General features: G+C 64.3%; 13 protein-coding genes and 1 pseudogene. 11 read left to right on the top strand and 3 right to left on the bottom strand.

What is annotated here, in order from left to right; genetic code table 11:
* The first annotated feature begins 186 nt into the window (after positions 1 to 186).
* From AC0L2C_RS12455 to AC0L2C_RS12505, 11 genes and pseudogenes are all read left to right on the top strand, one after another.
* Positions 187 to 1,113 (top strand): D-alanine--D-alanine ligase, encoded by a 927-nt coding sequence (locus AC0L2C_RS12455; RefSeq protein ID WP_091594156.1) that lies wholly within the window; start codon positions 187 to 189, stop codon positions 1,111 to 1,113.
* Positions 1,101 to 2,042 carry a cell division protein FtsQ/DivIB gene (locus tag AC0L2C_RS12460; protein ID WP_023798743.1) on the top strand — a complete coding sequence of 314 codons (942 nt, stop codon included), beginning with the start codon at positions 1,101 to 1,103 and terminating at the stop codon, positions 2,040 to 2,042. Before AC0L2C_RS12455 ends, AC0L2C_RS12460 begins: the two co-directional genes overlap by 13 nt.
* A complete protein-coding gene (gene ftsA / locus AC0L2C_RS12465) occupies positions 2,039 to 3,346 on the top strand; it encodes a cell division protein FtsA (RefSeq protein ID WP_023798744.1) in 1,308 nt (435 codons plus the stop codon). Before AC0L2C_RS12460 ends, ftsA begins: the two co-directional genes overlap by 4 nt.
* Positions 3,347 to 3,413: 67 nt before the next feature.
* Complete coding sequence (ftsZ, locus tag AC0L2C_RS12470) at positions 3,414 to 5,072, top strand: cell division protein FtsZ (protein ID WP_473523477.1); 1,659 nt, start codon at positions 3,414 to 3,416, stop codon at positions 5,070 to 5,072.
* A 274-nt stretch (positions 5,073 to 5,346) separates the two neighbouring features.
* Complete coding sequence (gene lpxC, locus AC0L2C_RS12475; RefSeq protein WP_473523478.1) at positions 5,347 to 6,294, top strand: UDP-3-O-acyl-N-acetylglucosamine deacetylase; 948 nt, start codon at positions 5,347 to 5,349, stop codon at positions 6,292 to 6,294.
* A gap of 211 nt (positions 6,295 to 6,505) precedes the next feature.
* Positions 6,506 to 7,375 (top strand): outer membrane protein assembly factor BamD, encoded by an 870-nt coding sequence (locus tag AC0L2C_RS12480; protein WP_023798747.1) that lies wholly within the window; start codon positions 6,506 to 6,508, stop codon positions 7,373 to 7,375.
* 13 nt (positions 7,376 to 7,388) lie between these two features.
* Positions 7,389 to 9,059 carry a DNA repair protein RecN gene (recN, locus tag AC0L2C_RS12485; protein ID WP_473523479.1) on the top strand — a complete coding sequence of 557 codons (1,671 nt, stop codon included), beginning with the start codon at positions 7,389 to 7,391 and terminating at the stop codon, positions 9,057 to 9,059.
* Between the two features lie 189 nt (positions 9,060 to 9,248).
* Positions 9,249 to 11,399, top strand: coding sequence for an NAD-dependent DNA ligase LigA (gene ligA, locus AC0L2C_RS12490; protein ID WP_473523480.1), 2,151 nt, complete (start codon positions 9,249 to 9,251; stop codon positions 11,397 to 11,399).
* Positions 11,399 to 12,090, top strand: a pseudogene (locus AC0L2C_RS12495) (DUF2461 domain-containing protein). The gene ligA and the pseudogene AC0L2C_RS12495 overlap by 1 nt, the downstream one beginning before the upstream one ends.
* A 229-nt stretch (positions 12,091 to 12,319) precedes the next feature.
* Positions 12,320 to 13,048 (top strand): AzlC family ABC transporter permease, encoded by a 729-nt coding sequence (locus tag AC0L2C_RS12500; RefSeq protein WP_473523481.1) that lies wholly within the window; start codon positions 12,320 to 12,322, stop codon positions 13,046 to 13,048.
* Positions 13,045 to 13,341 carry an AzlD family protein gene (locus tag AC0L2C_RS12505; RefSeq protein WP_473523482.1) on the top strand — a complete coding sequence of 99 codons (297 nt, stop codon included), beginning with the start codon at positions 13,045 to 13,047 and terminating at the stop codon, positions 13,339 to 13,341. Before AC0L2C_RS12500 ends, AC0L2C_RS12505 begins: the two co-directional genes overlap by 4 nt.
* 24 nt (positions 13,342 to 13,365) lie before the next feature.
* Here AC0L2C_RS12505 and AC0L2C_RS12510 read toward each other — a convergent pair whose 3' ends face one another.
* The 3 genes from AC0L2C_RS12510 to AC0L2C_RS12520 all read right to left on the bottom strand — a co-directional run bounded on the left by AC0L2C_RS12510 (position 13,366) and on the right by AC0L2C_RS12520 (position 16,694).
* Entirely contained in the window at positions 13,366 to 14,097 is a 732-nt protein-coding gene (locus AC0L2C_RS12510) for a DUF1501 domain-containing protein (protein ID WP_473523483.1), read from the bottom strand.
* A gap of 34 nt (positions 14,098 to 14,131) precedes the next feature.
* A complete protein-coding gene (locus AC0L2C_RS12515) occupies positions 14,132 to 14,650 on the bottom strand; it encodes an RNA polymerase sigma factor (protein WP_473523484.1) in 519 nt (172 codons plus the stop codon).
* Positions 14,651 to 14,849: 199 nt separating this feature from the next.
* On the bottom strand, positions 14,850 to 16,694 hold the full coding sequence (locus AC0L2C_RS12520) for an aminopeptidase P family protein (RefSeq protein ID WP_473523485.1): 1,845 nt from the start codon (positions 16,692 to 16,694) through the stop codon (positions 14,850 to 14,852).
* Between the last annotated feature and the right edge of the window lie 283 nt (positions 16,695 to 16,977).

Genomic DNA, 16,977 nt, shown 5'->3' on the forward strand with positions numbered 1-16,977 from the left:
GTCGTTTCGACGCGTCACCAGCGTTTTTCCGTCAGGGGGTTGCCTGCCGGGAAACTCGGGGACTCGATGGTGCAGAAATCATCAGAGCAGGGACTGCTCCGAGCGTTTGAGTGTATGGCCCTTTCCGGGGCGTGTGAGATGCAGACCCGCAGTGAAAGGGCCCGCCGTGATAGGGAATGACGGGAAATGAAAAGCAAGCACGTGGCCGTCCTTCTGGGTGGATTCTCGTCCGAGCGGCCCGTGTCCTTGTCTTCGGGGAAAGCCTGTGCTGATGCGCTCGAGACGGAAGGCTACCAGGTCACTCGCGTCGACGTCTCGCGCGATGTTGGATCGGTGCTGGCTGAGCTCAAGCCTGATGTTGTCTTCAATGCGCTGCATGGTCCTTTCGGCGAGGACGGCACCATCCAGGGCATCCTCGAATATCTTGCCATCCCCTACACCCATTCCGGCGTGCTCGCCTCGGCGCTTGCCATGAACAAGGAACAAGCCAAGAAGATCGCCAAGTCTGTCGGCATACCGGTTGCCGAATCGAAGGTGGTCAATCGCTTCGCCATCCAGAACAAGCATCCGATGAAGCCGCCTTACGTCGTCAAGCCGGTCAATGAGGGGTCGAGCTTCGGCGTCGTCATCGTGCACGAAGGGCAGTCGCATCCGCCGCAGGTCATCGGTTCGTCCGACTGGAAGTATGGCGATACCGTCATGGCGGAGCGCTATGTGCACGGGCGGGAGTTGACCTGCGCGGTGATGGGCGATGTGGCGCTCGGCGTCTGCGAGATCATCCCGACCGGCCATTCCTTCTACGACTATGATTCAAAATACGTCGCGGGCGGATCAAAACACGAATGCCCTGCAAAAATTTCACCGAATATTTACCAAAAAATACAGACACTGACGCTCAGGGCTCACCAAGCCATCGGCTGCCGGGGCGTTTCCCGGTCGGACTTCCGTTATGATGATCGACACTCCGAGAACGGCGAAATTGTCTGGCTCGAGGTCAACACTCAGCCCGGCATGACGCCGACATCCTTGGTGCCTGAGATCGCCGCGCAGGCGGGACACTCGTTCGGCGATTTGTTGAGTTGGATGGTGGAGGACGCTTCGTGTCTGCGTTGAGGTGGGGACAGGGCAAGGGGAAGGGCGCGGCCGGGCCGACGCTGTTCGGCGTGGCGTTGTCGTTCGACCATTTCGTGCTGCCGCGCCTGCTTCGCCGGCCGGCGCGCATGCTGGCGCGTCTGGGCGAGGACGACTTCGAGGTGCCGCCGTTTTCCGCAGCCGTGCTGTCGGCGGCGCTGCTCGTATCGGGCAGTGCCTATGGCGCCTATCTCGGCGGGCATGTCGACGCTATCGTCCAGGGCATCACCGCGCGCACGGGCTTTGCCGTCGACCAGATCAAGGTCGTCGGCAACCGCGCAACCTCCGAGATCGATATTCTCGACAGGATGCAGCTCGATGGCTGGACGTCGCTGATCGGCTTCGATGCCGAAGCCGCGCGGGAACGCATCGCCACGCTGCCCTGGGTCGAGGTCGCGGCGGTGCGCAAGGTCTATCCGCACACGCTGGAGGTGCGCATCGAGGAGCGTGAGCCCTTCGCGCTCTGGCAGCAGGGCAGCGAGCTTTCGGTCATCGAGCGCTCCGGCGCCGTGATCGCGCCATTCTCCGGCGGCAAGCAGTCGCTGCTGCCGCTGATCGTCGGCACCGGCGCCCCGGCCAAGGCGCCGGATTTCCTGGCCAGGATCAAGAAATACCCAGAGCTTGCCGCACGGATCAAAGGCTACATCCGCATCGGCGAACGACGTTGGGACCTGAAGCTGGAAAACGGCATCACGGTCAAGCTCCCCGAGGATGGCGAGGACCAGGCGATCGCCGATCTGCTGAGGATGGACCGAGAGAACGGGCTTTTGACGCGCGATATCGCCGCCGTTGACATGCGCCTTTCCGATCGCCTCGTCGTCCAGTTGACGCCGGAGGCGGCGACGCAGCGTCAGGCCGCGCTCAATGAAAAGCCGAAAATGCCGAAGCGCAAGCCGGAGACGAAGATATGAGCTGGCTTGGCGGCAACAGCGATGCCTCGTCGCGCCGATCCGGCATCATGACGGTGCTGGATGTCGGCTCGAGCAAGGTCTGCTGCGTGGTGGCCAAGCTCAAGCCGCGCGAGGACGGCATGCTGCTGCGCGGGCGCTCGCATCGCATACAGGTTATCGGCATCGGCCACCAGAAGTCGCAAGGCGTGAAATCGGGTGTCGTCATCGATCTCGACAGGGCCGAGCACGCCATTCGCCTTGCCGTCGATGCCGCCGAGCGCATGGCCGGGCTGACCGTCGATTCGCTGATCGTCAACATGACGGCCGGCCGGCTGAAGAGCGAAAGCTTCTCGGCAACCATCAACCTTGGCGGCCATGAGGCGGACGAGGCCGACATCAAGCGCGTGCTTGCCGCCGGCGCCAAGCAGGCGCTGCGGGCCGAGCGCGAAGTGATCCATTCGCTTCCCGTCGGCTTTTCGCTGGACGCCGAGCGCGGCGTGCGTGATCCGCGCGGCATGGTCGGCGACCAGCTCGGCGTCGACATGCACGTGCTGACGGGTGACGCGGCACCGTTGCGCAATCTGGAGCTTTGCATCAACCGTTCGCACCTGTCGGTCGAGCGCATGGTGGCGACGCCCTATGCCAGCGGTCTTGCCGCACTGGTCGACGACGAACTCGAGATGGGCGCAGCCTGCATCGACATGGGCGGCGGCACCACGACGATCTCGATGTTTTCGGAAGGCAAGTTCGTTCATGGCGACGCCATCGCCATCGGCGGCAACCACGTCACGCTGGACATGGCCAAGGGCCTGTCAACCTCGCTCGATGCCGCCGAGAGGCTGAAAGTGATGCATGGCTCGGCGCTGCCCGGCAGTGCCGACGACCGCGACCTGGTCTCGATACAGCCGATCGGCGAGGACGGCGAGGTGCCGCTTCAGATCCCGCGTTCGGTGATGACGCGCATCATCCGGGCGCGCATCGACGAGACGCTCGAACTGTTGCGCGACCGGCTGAACAGGTCCGGCTACGGCAACGCGGCCGGCAAGCGCGTCGTGCTGACCGGCGGCGCCAGCCAGCTTTCCGGCCTGCCCGAGGCAGCGCGCCGCATTCTCGGACGCAATGTGCGCATCGGCCGTCCGCTCGGTGTAGCGGGCCTGCCGGAGGCGGCCAAGGGGCCGGCTTTCTCGACGCCAGTCGGGCTTCTGATCTACCCGCAGATGGCGAATTTCGAGAGCCATCCGGCGAAAGGAATTTCTGGTCTCAGGATGACCGGAACTGGCGGAAAACTGCATCGAATGAGTCAGTGGTTGAGAGACAGTTTTTAAATTGACGGGGACAGCCCCATAGGCGGCCGCAGCGGCGAAGCGGCGGGAAAGGCAAAGGACGGAGACAATGACCATCAATCTGCAAAAGCCGGACATCACCGAGCTGAAGCCGCGTATCACCGTGTTCGGTGTCGGCGGCGGCGGCGGCAATGCCGTCAACAACATGATCACCGCCGGCTTGCGCGGCGTCGAGTTCGTGGTGGCCAATACCGATGCGCAGGCGCTGACCATGTCCAAGGCGGATCGCCTGATCCAGCTCGGCGCGCATGTCACCGAGGGCCTGGGTGCGGGGTCGCAGCCGGAAGTCGGACGCGCCGCGGCGGAGGAATGCATCGACGAGATCGTCGATCATCTCTCCAACACCCATATGTGCTTCGTCACTGCCGGCATGGGCGGCGGCACCGGCACGGGGGCCGCGCCGGTGGTTGCACGTGCGGCGCGCGAGAAGGGGATTCTCACCGTCGGCGTCGTCACCAAGCCGTTCCATTTCGAAGGCCAGCGCCGCATGAAGACGGCGGATCTGGGCATCGAGGAATTGCAGAAATGCGTCGATACCCTCATCGTCATCCCCAACCAGAACCTGTTCCGGCTGGCCAATGACAAGACGACCTTTGCCGACGCTTTCGCCATGGCCGACCAGGTGCTCTATTCCGGCGTCGCCTGCATCACCGACCTGATGGTCAAGGAAGGGCTGATCAACCTCGACTTCGCCGACGTCCGCTCGGTCATGCGCGAGATGGGCAAGGCGATGATGGGGACGGGCGAAGCTTCCGGCGAGGGGCGCGCCATGGCCGCCGCCGAAGCCGCGATCGCCAATCCGCTGCTCGACGAGACCTCGATGAAGGGCGCCAAGGGGCTGTTGATCTCGATCACCGGCGGCCGCGACCTGACCCTGTTCGAAGTCGACGAGGCGGCGACCCGAATTCGCGAGGAGGTCGACCAGGAAGCCAACATCATCCTGGGTGCGACGTTCGACGAGGATCTCGAAGGCGTCATCCGCGTCTCGGTGGTTGCTACCGGCATCGACAAATCGGCGGCAGAAATCGCTGCCGCGCCGATCGCCATCCGCACGGCTCCGCCAAGGCCGGTCAGCCGCCCGGCCGCTCCGGTCACGGAAAGCCGTCCGGCGCCTGTCCAGCAGGGAGGCTACGAGCCGCGCGCCGCCGATCCGGTCGCCGAGGCAATCCAGCTCGCCGAGGCCAATGCGGCGGCGATGGCGCGTCCCGCGCCGGCCTCCCAGGCGGAAGATTTCCGCCCGCAGAGCAAGATCTTCCAGGCGCCGCCGGCCCAGCCGCAGCCGATGCTGCAGCCAATGGTTCAGCAAACGATGCAGCCCGCGCCGCAGCGTGAAGTGCTTCAGCGGGCAGCGCCCCAGCGCATGCCGCGCGTCGAGGACTTTCCGCCGGTGGTGAAAGCCGAGGTGGAAGCCAAAAGCCGTCCGGCCGACCACGAGAATAGCGGACCGATGGGACTGCTCAAGCGCCTGACCAACGGCCTTACCCGTCGCGAAGAAGAGCCTGCACGGCTGCAGCCGGCGCAGCCGCGCGAGCCGAAACTGCGCCAGGCGGCACCCGAAGTGCGCCGCCTTGCCAGCCAGGATCCGCAGCTTTACGCGCCACGCCGCGGCCAGTTGGACGACCAGGGCCGGCTGACGCCGCAGAGCAGGGCCGTCCAGGAAGACGATCAGCTGGAGATTCCGGCATTCCTGCGCCGCCAGGCCAACTAACCTGTTAACGGACCGTAACAGTTGTTAACAGGCAGACAAGAAATTGTTTGCCTGTTAACGCTAAAAGTTCCTTGTAAAACAAGGAGTTATGAGACCGTATCCGGTTCGGATCGCGGTTACACAGAGTAAGAAACCGTGATTTGGAGACTTTCTGCCGGACCACTATCTTCGCCGCGATCAATTTCGGTTTGCTGGGATTCGGGGAAGTGGCCCTGCCTGCCGATCAAAGAGCCGCGCCCTTGGGCTTATGAAGCGGACGTAGGCAGTATGGGCTATGGGGTTTGTTTTGCACGACTATCAGACGACACTTAAATCGCGTGCGACGCTGACCGGCACCGGTGTTCACAGCGGCAATTCCGTTACCGTTCATTTCCTGCCGGCAGACGCTGATACGGGTGTCGTGTTCCAGCTTTCGAATGGAAGCGAAGTCCGGGAGTTCCGCGCGCTGGTTTCCGAGGTCGGCGCCACCGATCTGTGCACCATGCTCGGCGATCCGGCAGGCGAGCACATCGCCACAGTCGAACATCTGATGGCCACGGTTTTCGGGCTCGGCATCGACAATGTCGTCATCGAGATCGACGGCCGTGAGGTTCCGATCCTCGACGGCAGCGCCATTGCGTTCGTGGAGGCTATCGACCAGGCGGGCATCGATACGCTGCCGGTCAAGCGCCGCTACATCAGGGTGGTCAAGCCGGTTCGCATCGAGAACGGTGCCTCCTGGGCGGAGTTCAGGCCCTATGACGGCACGCGCTTCGAAATCGAGATCGATTTCGAAAGCCCGGCGATCGGCCGTCAGCTCTTTGCATCCGACATGAACGCCGACATTTTTCGCCGCGACATCGCGCGGGCCCGTACCTTTGGTTTCATGAAGGACGTCGAGCGGCTGTGGGCAGCCGGCTATGCGCTCGGCTCCTCGCTGGAAAACTCCCTGGTGATCGGCGACGACAACCGCGTGATCAACATCGGAGGCTTGCGCTATCCCAACGAATTCGTGCGCCACAAGACGATGGACGCCATGGGCGATCTGGCGCTGGCCGGCGCCCGGTTCATCGGCTGCTTCCGTTCCTATCGCGGCGGCCACAGGCTGAATGCGGCAGCGCTGCGCCGCCTTTTGTCGGACCGTTCGGCGTTCGAGATCGTCGAGACGACACGCCGCGAGCGCGGTCGCACCGTCGAAAAGAGCGCCGTCTATGCACCTGTCTACGCGCCCTGGATGATCTGATTCTTAACGTTTGCGTTTTATGGCCGCCGGCCTGTGTTGCATGAATGCACCATCGGCCGGCGAAATCACGCAAGTGTGCGGGCTGCGCCAGGCTGCCACAAAAATGTGCGAATGGCCGGAGATAGCGTTGCCGGGCACGGCGATTATGGTTATGCCTGCTGCCCAGGGCGAAATGTCGACTGAAATGACGCCGAAAGGGCGGAATCCAATCATGTTCTTCAAGCGAATTGGTCAATCGAAAGCGCCGCATCGGGCTGTTTTCCTGGCGCTTTCGGTGGTTGTTCCATCGCTGTTCCTGTCGGCCTGCATGTCGTCCGAAAAGGATGTCGACCTGTCGACCTATGTCGAGCAGACCGAGCCGGCAGACGTTCTCTACAATCAGGGCCTCGCCAATCTGAATGCCGGGCGCCTGCAGGAGGCGAGCCGCAAATTCAGTGCGGTCGACCGCCAGCATCCCTATTCCGAATACGCCCGCAAATCGATGGTGATGGGCGCCTTTGCCGACTATCGCCAGGGCAACTATACCGAGGCTATCGGTTCGGCCAAGCGCTATCTCACGCTCTATCCGTCGACCGACGACGCTGCCTATGCCCAGTACATCATCGGGCTGAGCTACTACCGGCAAATCAGGGATGTCACCCAGGACCAGAAGGAAGCGCGTCAGACCGTGCAGACGATGCAGGATCTTGTGACGCGCTGGCCCGATTCCGAATATGTCGACGACGCCAAGGAAAAGATCCGCTTCGCCAACGACCAACTCGCCGGCAAGGAGATGCAGATCGGCCGCTATTATCTCGAGCGCCGTGAATACATCGCCGCCGTCAAGCGGTTCCGCGTCGTGGTGGAGACCTATTCCAACACGCGCCATGTCGAGGAAGCGCTCGCGCGCCTTACCGAAACCTATTATGCGATGGGGCTGACATCGGAAGCGCAGACTGCCGCTGCTGTGCTCGGCACCAACTATCCCGACAGCGTGTGGTACAAGGATTCCTACAAGCTCCTGCAGACTGGTGGGCTCGAGCCGCGCGAGAATGCGGGCTCGTGGATCGCCAAGGCCGGGAAGCTGATCACCGGCGCCTGAGCGGCGCGTCACCATGCTTTCCAGACTGTCGATCCGCGATATCGTTCTGATCGAGAAGCTGGACATCGACTTCTCGTCCGGTCTTTCGGTGCTGACCGGCGAAACCGGTGCTGGAAAATCCATCCTGCTCGACGCGCTGTCGCTGGCGCTTGGCGCCCGCGGTGACGCCTCGCTGGTGCGGCATGGCGCGGCACAGGGCCAAGTCATCGCCGTGTTCGACGTGCCGCGCAACCATCCTGCCCGCATGCTGCTTGCCGACAACGCTATCGAGGACGATGGCGACATCATCCTGCGCCGCGTGCAGACGGCGGATGGCCGTACCCGCGTCTTCGTCAACGACCAGCCTTCCAGCGTGACACTGATGCGCGATGTCGGTCACGCGCTGGTCGAGATCCACGGCCAGCATGACGAGCGTGCCTTGGTCGATCCCGGTGCCCATCGCGAATTGCTCGACAGTTTTGGCGGTCATCTCGGCGCTGTGCGGGCGACCGGCGAGGCATGGCGGTACTGGCGGGCCTGCGAACTGGAACTTTCGCGGCATCGTTCCAAGGTGGAAGCGGCGGCCCGCGAGGCCGACTATCTGCGCGCCGCGGTCGCCGAATTGACGAAGCTCGATCCCCAGCCAGGCGAGGAAGCCGACCTTGCCGAGTTGCGCGCCTCGATGATGCGGGCGGAAAAGATCGCCTCCGAAATCCACGATGCGCAAGATGTGCTCTCGGGCCCGTCTTCGCCCCTGCCGCAACTCGCCAGCCTGTTGCGACGGCTGCAGCGCAAGGTGACCGAGGCGCCCGGCCTGCTCGACGACGTGGTCAAATCGCTCGATGAGGCGATGCTGTCGCTCGACGCAGCGCAATCGGGCGTGGAAGCGGCACTTCGCGCCACCGAGTACGATCCGCGGCGGCTGGAACAGGCCGAGGAGCGGCTGTTTTCGCTGCGCGCCGCCTCACGCAAGCACAGTGTGGCGGTCGACGATCTGGCGCAATTGCGCGATACGATGGCCGCCGATCTCGCCGATCTCGACGCCGGCGAGGAGCGCCTGCACGGGCTGCAGAAGCAGGCCGCCGCCGCGTGCGAGACCTATGACATTTCCGCTGCCCAGCTTTCGTCGCTTCGCCATGCGGCGGCGGTCGGGTTGACCAGGGCGGTGATGGCCGAACTGCCGGCGCTGAAGCTCGAACGGGCAGCCTTCATCGTCGAGATGGCAAGCGAGGCCGAGAGCCGCATGGAAGACGGCATCGATCGGGTCGAGTTCTGGGTGCGCACCAATCCCGGCACAAGACCGGGCCCGATGATGAAAGTCGCCTCCGGAGGCGAACTTTCGCGGTTCCTGCTGGCGCTGAAGGTGGCGCTGGCCGACCGCGGCTCGGCGCCGACCTTGGTCTTCGATGAAATCGACACCGGCGTAGGCGGCGCGGTGGCGGACGCCATCGGCCAAAGGCTGGCGCGGCTGTCGAAGCGCGTGCAGGTGCTTTCGGTCACGCACGCGCCGCAAGTGGCGGCACGCGCGGCAACGCATTTCCTGATCTCCAAATCCGGCAGCGCCGATCGCGTCGCCACCGGCATCGCCGAGATGGATCGGGCGGCGCGCCAGGAAGAGATCGCGCGGATGCTTGCCGGGGCGACCATCACCGACGAGGCGCGTGCGGCCGCCGAGCGGCTGCTTCGCGAAAACACCGCGGCATAGCAGAGCTTATGCTCGGCGTTGTGGATCGAGTCAGGATGTGGCTCCATCCTGCTGTTCAGCAATGATTTTCTCAAAATCCTGATCTATTGTGGCGCGCCGCGCGTCCTTCGAACGCGCAAGGACGCTGTAGCAATTTGATTTCGCGCATGGCCCAGGAAATCGTTCCGGGTCAGCGTCGAGGAGCCGTGCATGCCCGAAAAACCAGTCGATTCGCTCAGCGAAAGTGAAGCAGCCAGCGAGCTGAAGCGGTTGGCCGAGGAAATCGCCGCTCACGACCAGCGTTACCATGCCGAGGACGCGCCGACGATTTCGGACGCGGCCTACGATGCGCTGCGGCGGCGCAACCTTGCCATCGAGCAGCGGTTTCCTGCCCTTGTGCGCGAGGATTCGCCGTCACGCAAAGTCGGCGCGGCGGTGTCGGAGAAATTCCGCAAGATCGTCCATGCCATTCCGATGCTGTCGCTCGACAACGCTTTCGCCGATGCGGACGTGATCGATTTCGTCGGCCGCATCCGCCGTTTCCTCAGGCTCAGCGCCGACGCGCCGCTGGCGATGACTGCCGAGCCTAAGATCGACGGCCTGTCGCTGTCGCTGCGCTACGAGGCCGGACGGCTGGTGACGGCGGCAACGCGTGGCAACGGCCAGGTCGGCGAGGATGTGACGGCCAACGCCCGCACCATCGCCGAGATTCCCAACGTGCTCTCAGGCGATTTTCCCGATGTGCTGGAAGTGCGGGGCGAGGTCTATATGCGCCTCACCGACTTTGCCGAGCTCAATCGCCGCAATGCCGAGGCCGGAAAGCAGGTTTTTGCCAATCCGCGCAACTCGGCGGCAGGCTCCTTGCGCCAACTCGATACCTCGATCACAGCCAGCCGGCCGCTGCGGTTTTTCGCCTATACCTGGGGTGAGGTGAGCGCCATGCCCGCCGACACGCAGATGGGCATGGTGGCGGCGTTCGAGCGCTTTGGCTTCAGGGTCAATCCGCTGATGAAGCTGTTCGACAGCGTCGAGGGATTGCTCGAGCAATACCGGCTGATCGAATCCAACCGGGCGACGCTCGGCTACGACATCGACGGTGTCGTCTACAAGGTGAACAGCCTCGAGCTGCAGCAGCGGCTGGGCTTCGTCTCGCGTTCGCCGCGCTGGGCGATCGCTCACAAATTCCCGGCCGAGAAGGCGACGACGATCCTGACCGGCATCGACATCCAGGTCGGCCGCACCGGCGCGCTGACGCCGGTGGCGCGGCTGGTGCCGGTGACGGTCGGCGGCGTCGTGGTGACCAACGCGACACTGCACAATGAGGACTACATCAAGGGCATCGGCAACAACGGCCAGCCGATCCGCGAAGGCCGCGACATTCGCATCGGCGACACGGTGAGCATCCAGCGTGCTGGCGATGTCATTCCGCAGGTCATCGACGTGGTCATGGAAAAGCGGCCGCCCGACAGTGTGCAATATGCTTTCCCAGTGCTTTGCCCGGCCTGCGGCAGCCACGCCGTGCGCGAGGAGGGGGAAGCAGTCAGGCGCTGCACCGGCGGATTGATCTGCCCCGCGCAGGCGGTGGAGCGTCTGCGCCATTTCGTCTCTCGGGGTGCTTTCGATATCGAGGGGCTCGGTGAGAAGCAGATCGAATTCTTCTTCCACGCCGAGGATCCGTCCCTACGCATCTATTCACCGGCCGACATTTTTACGCTGAAGAAGCGGCAGGCAGCATCGCTGACCAAGCTCGAGAACGTTGACGGTTTCGGCGCGACCTCGGTACGCAAGCTGTTCGCGGCAATCGACGATCGGCGGCAGGTCGAGTTCTCGCGATTCCTCTATGCGCTCGGCATCCGCCACATCGGCGAGACCAATGCCAAGCGGCTGGCCCGCCATTTCCTTTCCTTTGCCGCTTTCCGCGAAACCGGGCAAAGCGCCGTCATGCCGGCCGGCAAGGGTGACCCTGGCAACGCTGCCTGGCAGGAGTTGAACGGCATCAACGGCATCGGCTCGATCGTTGCCGAGGCGGTGGTCGATTTCTTCGCTGAAGACCATAACCGGCAGGCGCTCGATGCATTGCTGGCGGAAGTAACAGTGCTCGACGAGGAGCCGGTCGGTGGCGTGTCGTCGCCGGTCTCCGGCAAGACGGTGGTCTTCACCGGCGCGCTGGAAAAGATGTCGCGCGACGAGGCCAAGGCAATGGCCGAAAAGCTCGGCGCCAAGGTCGCCGGCTCGGTGTCGAAGAAGACCGATCTCGTCGTTGCCGGCCCAGGTGCTGGCTCCAAGCTCAAGCTTGCCACCGAACTCGACATCGAGGTGATCGACGAAGACGCTTGGTTGGCGCGGATCGGCAAGGCGTGATGGAAGGCGCGTTCACCGGTTTCGGCCAAAAGGCAATTCCCTTCCTCAAGGCGCTCGATTTTCACCAGAGCCGGGAGTGGTTTCTGGAAAACCGCGACCTCTTCGAAAGCGAGCTGCGCGACCCCTTCGGCGATCTGGTCGAAACGCTCTCCGAGCGCTTCGCGGCAGCGGGGCTGGGCTTGCGCGGCGATCGCAAGAAGTCGCTGTTCCGGATCAATCGCGACGTGCGCTTCGCCAAGGACAAGCGGCCTACAACCGGCATCTGTCGGCAATCCTCTCGCCTGATGGCACCAAGATGGAACAGGGCGTGTTCTTCATCCATATCGGGCTTGAGCGCTGCTTTGCCGGCGTTGCCTGGTGGCAGCCGGGGCCGGCGCTGCTGCTGGCGATGCGCCAGGCCATCGCGGCGCGGCCGGGTGAATTCCGGGCGCTGATCGAGGCGCTGAAGCAAAACCGCCTCGAACTCGATGCGGAAGGCTGCATGAAGCGCGCGCCACGCGGCTTCGAGCATGTCACGGCGGCCGATCTCGCGGCGGCCATCCGCAACCGGCATTTCGCCGTCCGGCACGAAGTCGACCCTGCGGGAATCCACGGGCCGGCGCTGGTCGACGAGTTGGTCGATTTCGCCTTGCGGGCCAAGCCGTTGCTCGACTGGGGCAGGGCGATCGAAGCCAAGGTCACGGTGGACTGAGCACTGGCCGAAACGCGCACGCCTGAACCTGCGACGAGGATCACTTCCGCTGATCGTTGGCTCAAGCGAATTGGTGTGACAAGGCTGACAGCGCTCCCTACATATCAGCTTTCCCCCGCATCGGCCCGAAAATCGGGATCGATTTTCGGATGGCCCGACGCGTGGATTCAAAGTGTTAGAGCGTCCTTTGATCGTCCAAAAGGACGAGCGGTGCTCCGAGGAGTGGCTGATGTCGGCGGAAGCAATCTCCGAAAACCGCGCAAAAAGCGATTTCTGGCAAGGCGTGCGGCTCAGCATGCCCGTCGTGGTGGCGGCGGCGCCGTTTGGACTGCTGTTCGGGGCGCTCGCCGTAGACAACGGATTTTCGGTGCTTGAAGCCTTGCTGATGAGCGCCATGGTTTTCGGCGGCGCCAGCCAGATGGTCGGCATCGAATTGTTCGGGCAGCATGTCGCGCCAGGGCTGATCGTGCTGTCGATCTTCGCCGTGAATTTCCGCCATGTGCTTTACTCCGCGGGCATCGGCCGGCGCATCGCGCACTGGCCGCCGGTGCAGCAGGCGGTCGGCTATTTCCTGCTCACCGATCCGCAGTTCGCCGTGGCCGAGCGCAAGGCGGAGGCTGGCGAGACGGTCGGCTTCGCCTGGTATATGGGGCTTGGCCTGCCGGTCTATGTGTTCTGGGTGACCGAAAGCGCGCTTGGCGCGGTATTCGGCAGGCTTATTCCCGATACCCATGCGCTGGGCATCGATTTTCTGCTGCCGATCTATTTCCTCGGACTGGTCATTGGCTTTCGCAAACGGCCACTGTGGCTGCCGGTGGTCGTCGCCAGTGCTGCTGCCTCCATCATCGCCTACAAGACGGTGGGCTCGCCCTGGCACGTCTCGATTGGCGCCGTGGCCGGCGTGCTGCTCGCGGTCATCCTGCCGCCGCGCCACAGCGGCGTGGAGGCGCGGCCATGAGCACGACCTTGTGGATCATCATCGCCGGCGCGACCGCGACCTATCTGACCCGCATCGGCGGCCATCTGGTGATCTCGCGCTTCGAAAACATCCATCCGCGCGTCGAGGCCGGGCTGAACGCTGTGCCTGCCGCAGTGCTGACGACGCTGGTGGCGCCGGCAGCACTTGGCGGCGGGCCGGCGGAATGGGCGGCATTGATCGTCGCCGGGCTGGTCTCGCTGCGCAGCGGGCTTATGGCGATGTTTTTGGCCGGCGCCGTCGTGCTGGTGCTGGCCCGGCAGTTCGTCGGGTAACCGGACCGGCTGAGTACGCCAGTCCTATTTGCGCACGATGTTGGAGATCGCGGGATCGAATCGACCTCCTGCAAAGAGCCTGCGCATCGTCTCTTGCGGATCGAGACCAAACGTTTCGGCTGATGTCACCGCAATCAGCGCGTCGAGGTCGAGCGTCGGGGCGAGGTCGCGTCCTTGGTAGAGTGCACCGGTAGACAGTCCCGGCCAGTCGGCCAGCACCCGCCCGCCATTCACCGCTCCGCCAGCGATCATCGCAGCCGATGCCGTACCGTGGTCGGTGCCGCCAGTGCCGTTGACGGCGACAGTGCGGCCGAACTCGGTGGCGACCAGCACGGTCGTATCCTTCCAGATATCGCTGAGGCCAACGTGCAACCCATCGATGAGCGCGTCGAGCGCTCTGAGCTGGTTGGCCAGCCTGGCTTGCTGGCCGCTATGGGTGTCCCAGCCGCTGGTTTCGATCATGGCAACGCGCGGTCCGCCGGCCTTGGCGAGGAAGCCCGCGGCGGTGCGGCCGACGCTCGCTGCGTCCTTGCGCTGCGCGTTCACCGCGCCCAACGCCCGTGTCTCCATCGCGCTGCTCCACAGCGCATGCAGCTGTTCGTCGGCGTCATAGAGCTTGCCGACGCGCGTCATCAGGTCGTCCGGCGCCTCTGGCAGGGCGGACGGCGCATAGGAGGTGACGTCTGCCTGGCCTCGCAGCGCCAGCGGGATGGTCGGTGCAAAAGCGATTGCTTCGCCGCGAGACTTCGGCAGCATGCCGACCAGCCGGTTCAGCCAACCGTGCTTGCGCTCATAGGGCGAGCTGCCGCCGCGCCCGCGACAACAGGCTTTCCAATGCCTCGATGCTGATGCCCATGACCTCTGCCGCATCGCCGTTCGAAAGCTCCTGATAATACTGCAGCACGATCGCCTCGCGCTGGCGCTCCGGCAGCTCGGCCAGCGCGCGCCGCACCTGGTGCTGATCGTCGGCCGCGAGCATATCCGCTTCCACGCCCGGGCGTTCGTCGGGGCGATCGGGAAGTTCCGCCACCGGCGTCTCCCGCCGCCTGCGCAGCCGGTCGTAGCAGAGATTGAGTGCGACGCGATGCAGCCAGGTGTCGAACTTCGCCTCGCCGGCGCGCCAGCCCGGAGCCGCCCGCCAGATGCGCAAGAACGTCTCCTGCGCGACATCCTCGGCCTCGCCGCGGTCGCCCATCATTCGCGTGGCGAGACGGATCAGCCGCGGCAGCTTGCGCTCGACCATGGCTTCCACCGCAGCCGCATTGTTCTGAGCGATCAGCGCCAGCAGCCGCTCGTCGGTTTCGCCCACGCTCTGCCTTCTCGTTCCACCACGCCAGACCTTGTGCCGACACGACCGTCACCCTGCACCCGCCATGTGTCTTCAACGAGTTTCGCTGCGAAATCCGTCGGCGACCCTTGGAGGTTAGAAGGCAGCGATAAGGCCGCAGGCCATTGCCTGCGGACCGGCATCCTGGGTCCCTAGCTGAGCCACCAGTCTTTTCGAGAAATCAAATCTTCTGGTCGTGCGGCAGCGGTGCGGTTGCCTTCTCCAGCCAGGCCAGCGTCTCGCCGTCGAGCATCGGTCCGATCTCGGCCAGCACGCGGGCGTGGTATGTGTCGAGCCAATGCAGCTCGTCGCGCGTCAACAGGTCAGACCGCACCAGCCTGGTGTCGATCGGCGCCAGCGTCAGCGTCTCGAAGCCATGCACGGCGATGTCGCCGCCCTCTATCGGCTCGGCCGGCTTCACCAGTATGAGATTCTCGATGCGAATGCCGTAAGAACCCTCCTTGTAGTAGCCCGGCTCGTTGGAGACGATCATGCCTGCCAGCAGCTTTTCGGTGCCGGTCCTGGCGATGCGCTGCGGGCCCTCGTGCACGGCCAGATAGGAGCCGACGCCATGGCCGGTGCCATGGGCGAAATCGCAACCGTGTTTCCACAGGGCAAGGCGCGCCACGGCGTCGATCTCGGAGCCGCGCGTGCCCGGGGGAAAGCGCAGCATGGAAATGCCGATCATGCCCTTCAGCACCAGCGTGAAGCGTTCGCGCATTTCCTCGGTCGGTGTGCCGATCGGTACGGTGCGGGTGATGTCGGTGGTGCCGTCCTGATACTGCCCGCCCGAATCGAGCAGGAACAGTTCGCCAGACTGAAGCTTTCGGCTGGTGGCGCGGGAAACGCGGTAGTGCATGATGGCGCCGTTCGGGCCGGCGCCGGCGATGGTGTCGAAGGACACGTCGCGCAGCGGCATCTGTGTTTCCTCGCCGGTGCTGCGGCGGCACTCCTCGAGCTTGGTGACGACGGCGATCTCGTCGAGCTTGCCCGGTTCCTGGCGGTCGAGCCAGCAAAGCAGCTTGGCAACGGCGGCGCCATCGCGGCGGTGCGCGGCGCGGGCGCCGCTGATCTCGGCCTGGTTTTTCGTCGCGCGCGGTATGCGGGCAGGGTCGGGTGCGGTGATGACGGTGCCGCCATTGTCCTCGACCAGCATTCTCAGTCTCTCCGCCGCCAGCACCGGATCCAGCGCGATCTTCGCGCCGCCCTTGGCCAGGGCTGCGATAACAGCTTCGAATTCACCGGGTTCGTGCAATTCGGCGAGCTGCGTCAGATAGGCCGCGACGGTGCGTGAAAACTTACGCTGGTCCATGAAAAGCAGGTGCGATCGACCGGCGGCGAGCACGGCGAAGCCGAGCGCCAGCGGCGTGTGCGGCACATCGCCGCCGCGGATGTCGAAGGCCCAGGCGACGGAGGACGGGTCGGTCAGCACGGCATGGGTGGCGCCATCCTTGCCGATCGACTCGGCCAGCCGCGCCAGCTTGTGCTTGGCCAATTCGCCGGCAAAGCCGATAGGATGAAGCTCGACCGGCGCCAGCGGCGGTTCGGGCTGGTTCTCCCAAATGGCGTCGATCGGATTCCTCTCGAGCGGCACCAATGTCGCTCCCGATTTTTCGGCCGACGCTTTCAGCGCTTTCACGTCGCCGATCGTCTGCAGCCACGGGTCGAAGCCAAGCCGCACGCCCTTGCCGAGATTGTCCTTGATCCAGGTGGCGGGCGGATTGTCGACCAGGCTTTCGATCGAAAAGATGTCGAGATCGACCTCGTGGCGCACCTGCAGCGTGTAGCGGCCGTCGACGAACATGGTGGCACGGTCGCCGAGCACGATGGCGACGCCGGCCGAGCCGCTGAAGCCGGTCAGCCATTTCAGCCGCGCCGAGCGGTCGGCGACATATTCGCCCTGATGCTCGTCGGCACGAGGCACGATGAAGCCGTCCAGCCCGTTGGCCGCCAGCCATTGACGCAGCAACGCCACACGTGGCTTGCCGACGGCGGGGTCGCCTGCGGAATCAAAGGTCTGGAACATCATGGCCTCTCCTCGGATGCTGGATGTGAGCGGCGGACTTTCAAGTCGAACCGTGCCGCCGCTCACATCTAGCCTTTTGTTTGAGCATCGGGTTTTCCCAAACCGGTTTCCACTTTTGGGCCCGATGCTTTGGCGCGACCGTAGCGCATGACCCCGGAAATCGGAATCGACTTTTGCTACGCCAGGCACCGGCCGAATTCGGTCCAGCAAGCCCATCGCTTCAGGTTGGCGCTGCCCCTCACCTGCCTGCCGGCATCCTCTCCCCGTATAGTGACGGGGAGAG

It is taken from the genome of Mesorhizobium sp. WSM4845, assembly GCF_055811455.1.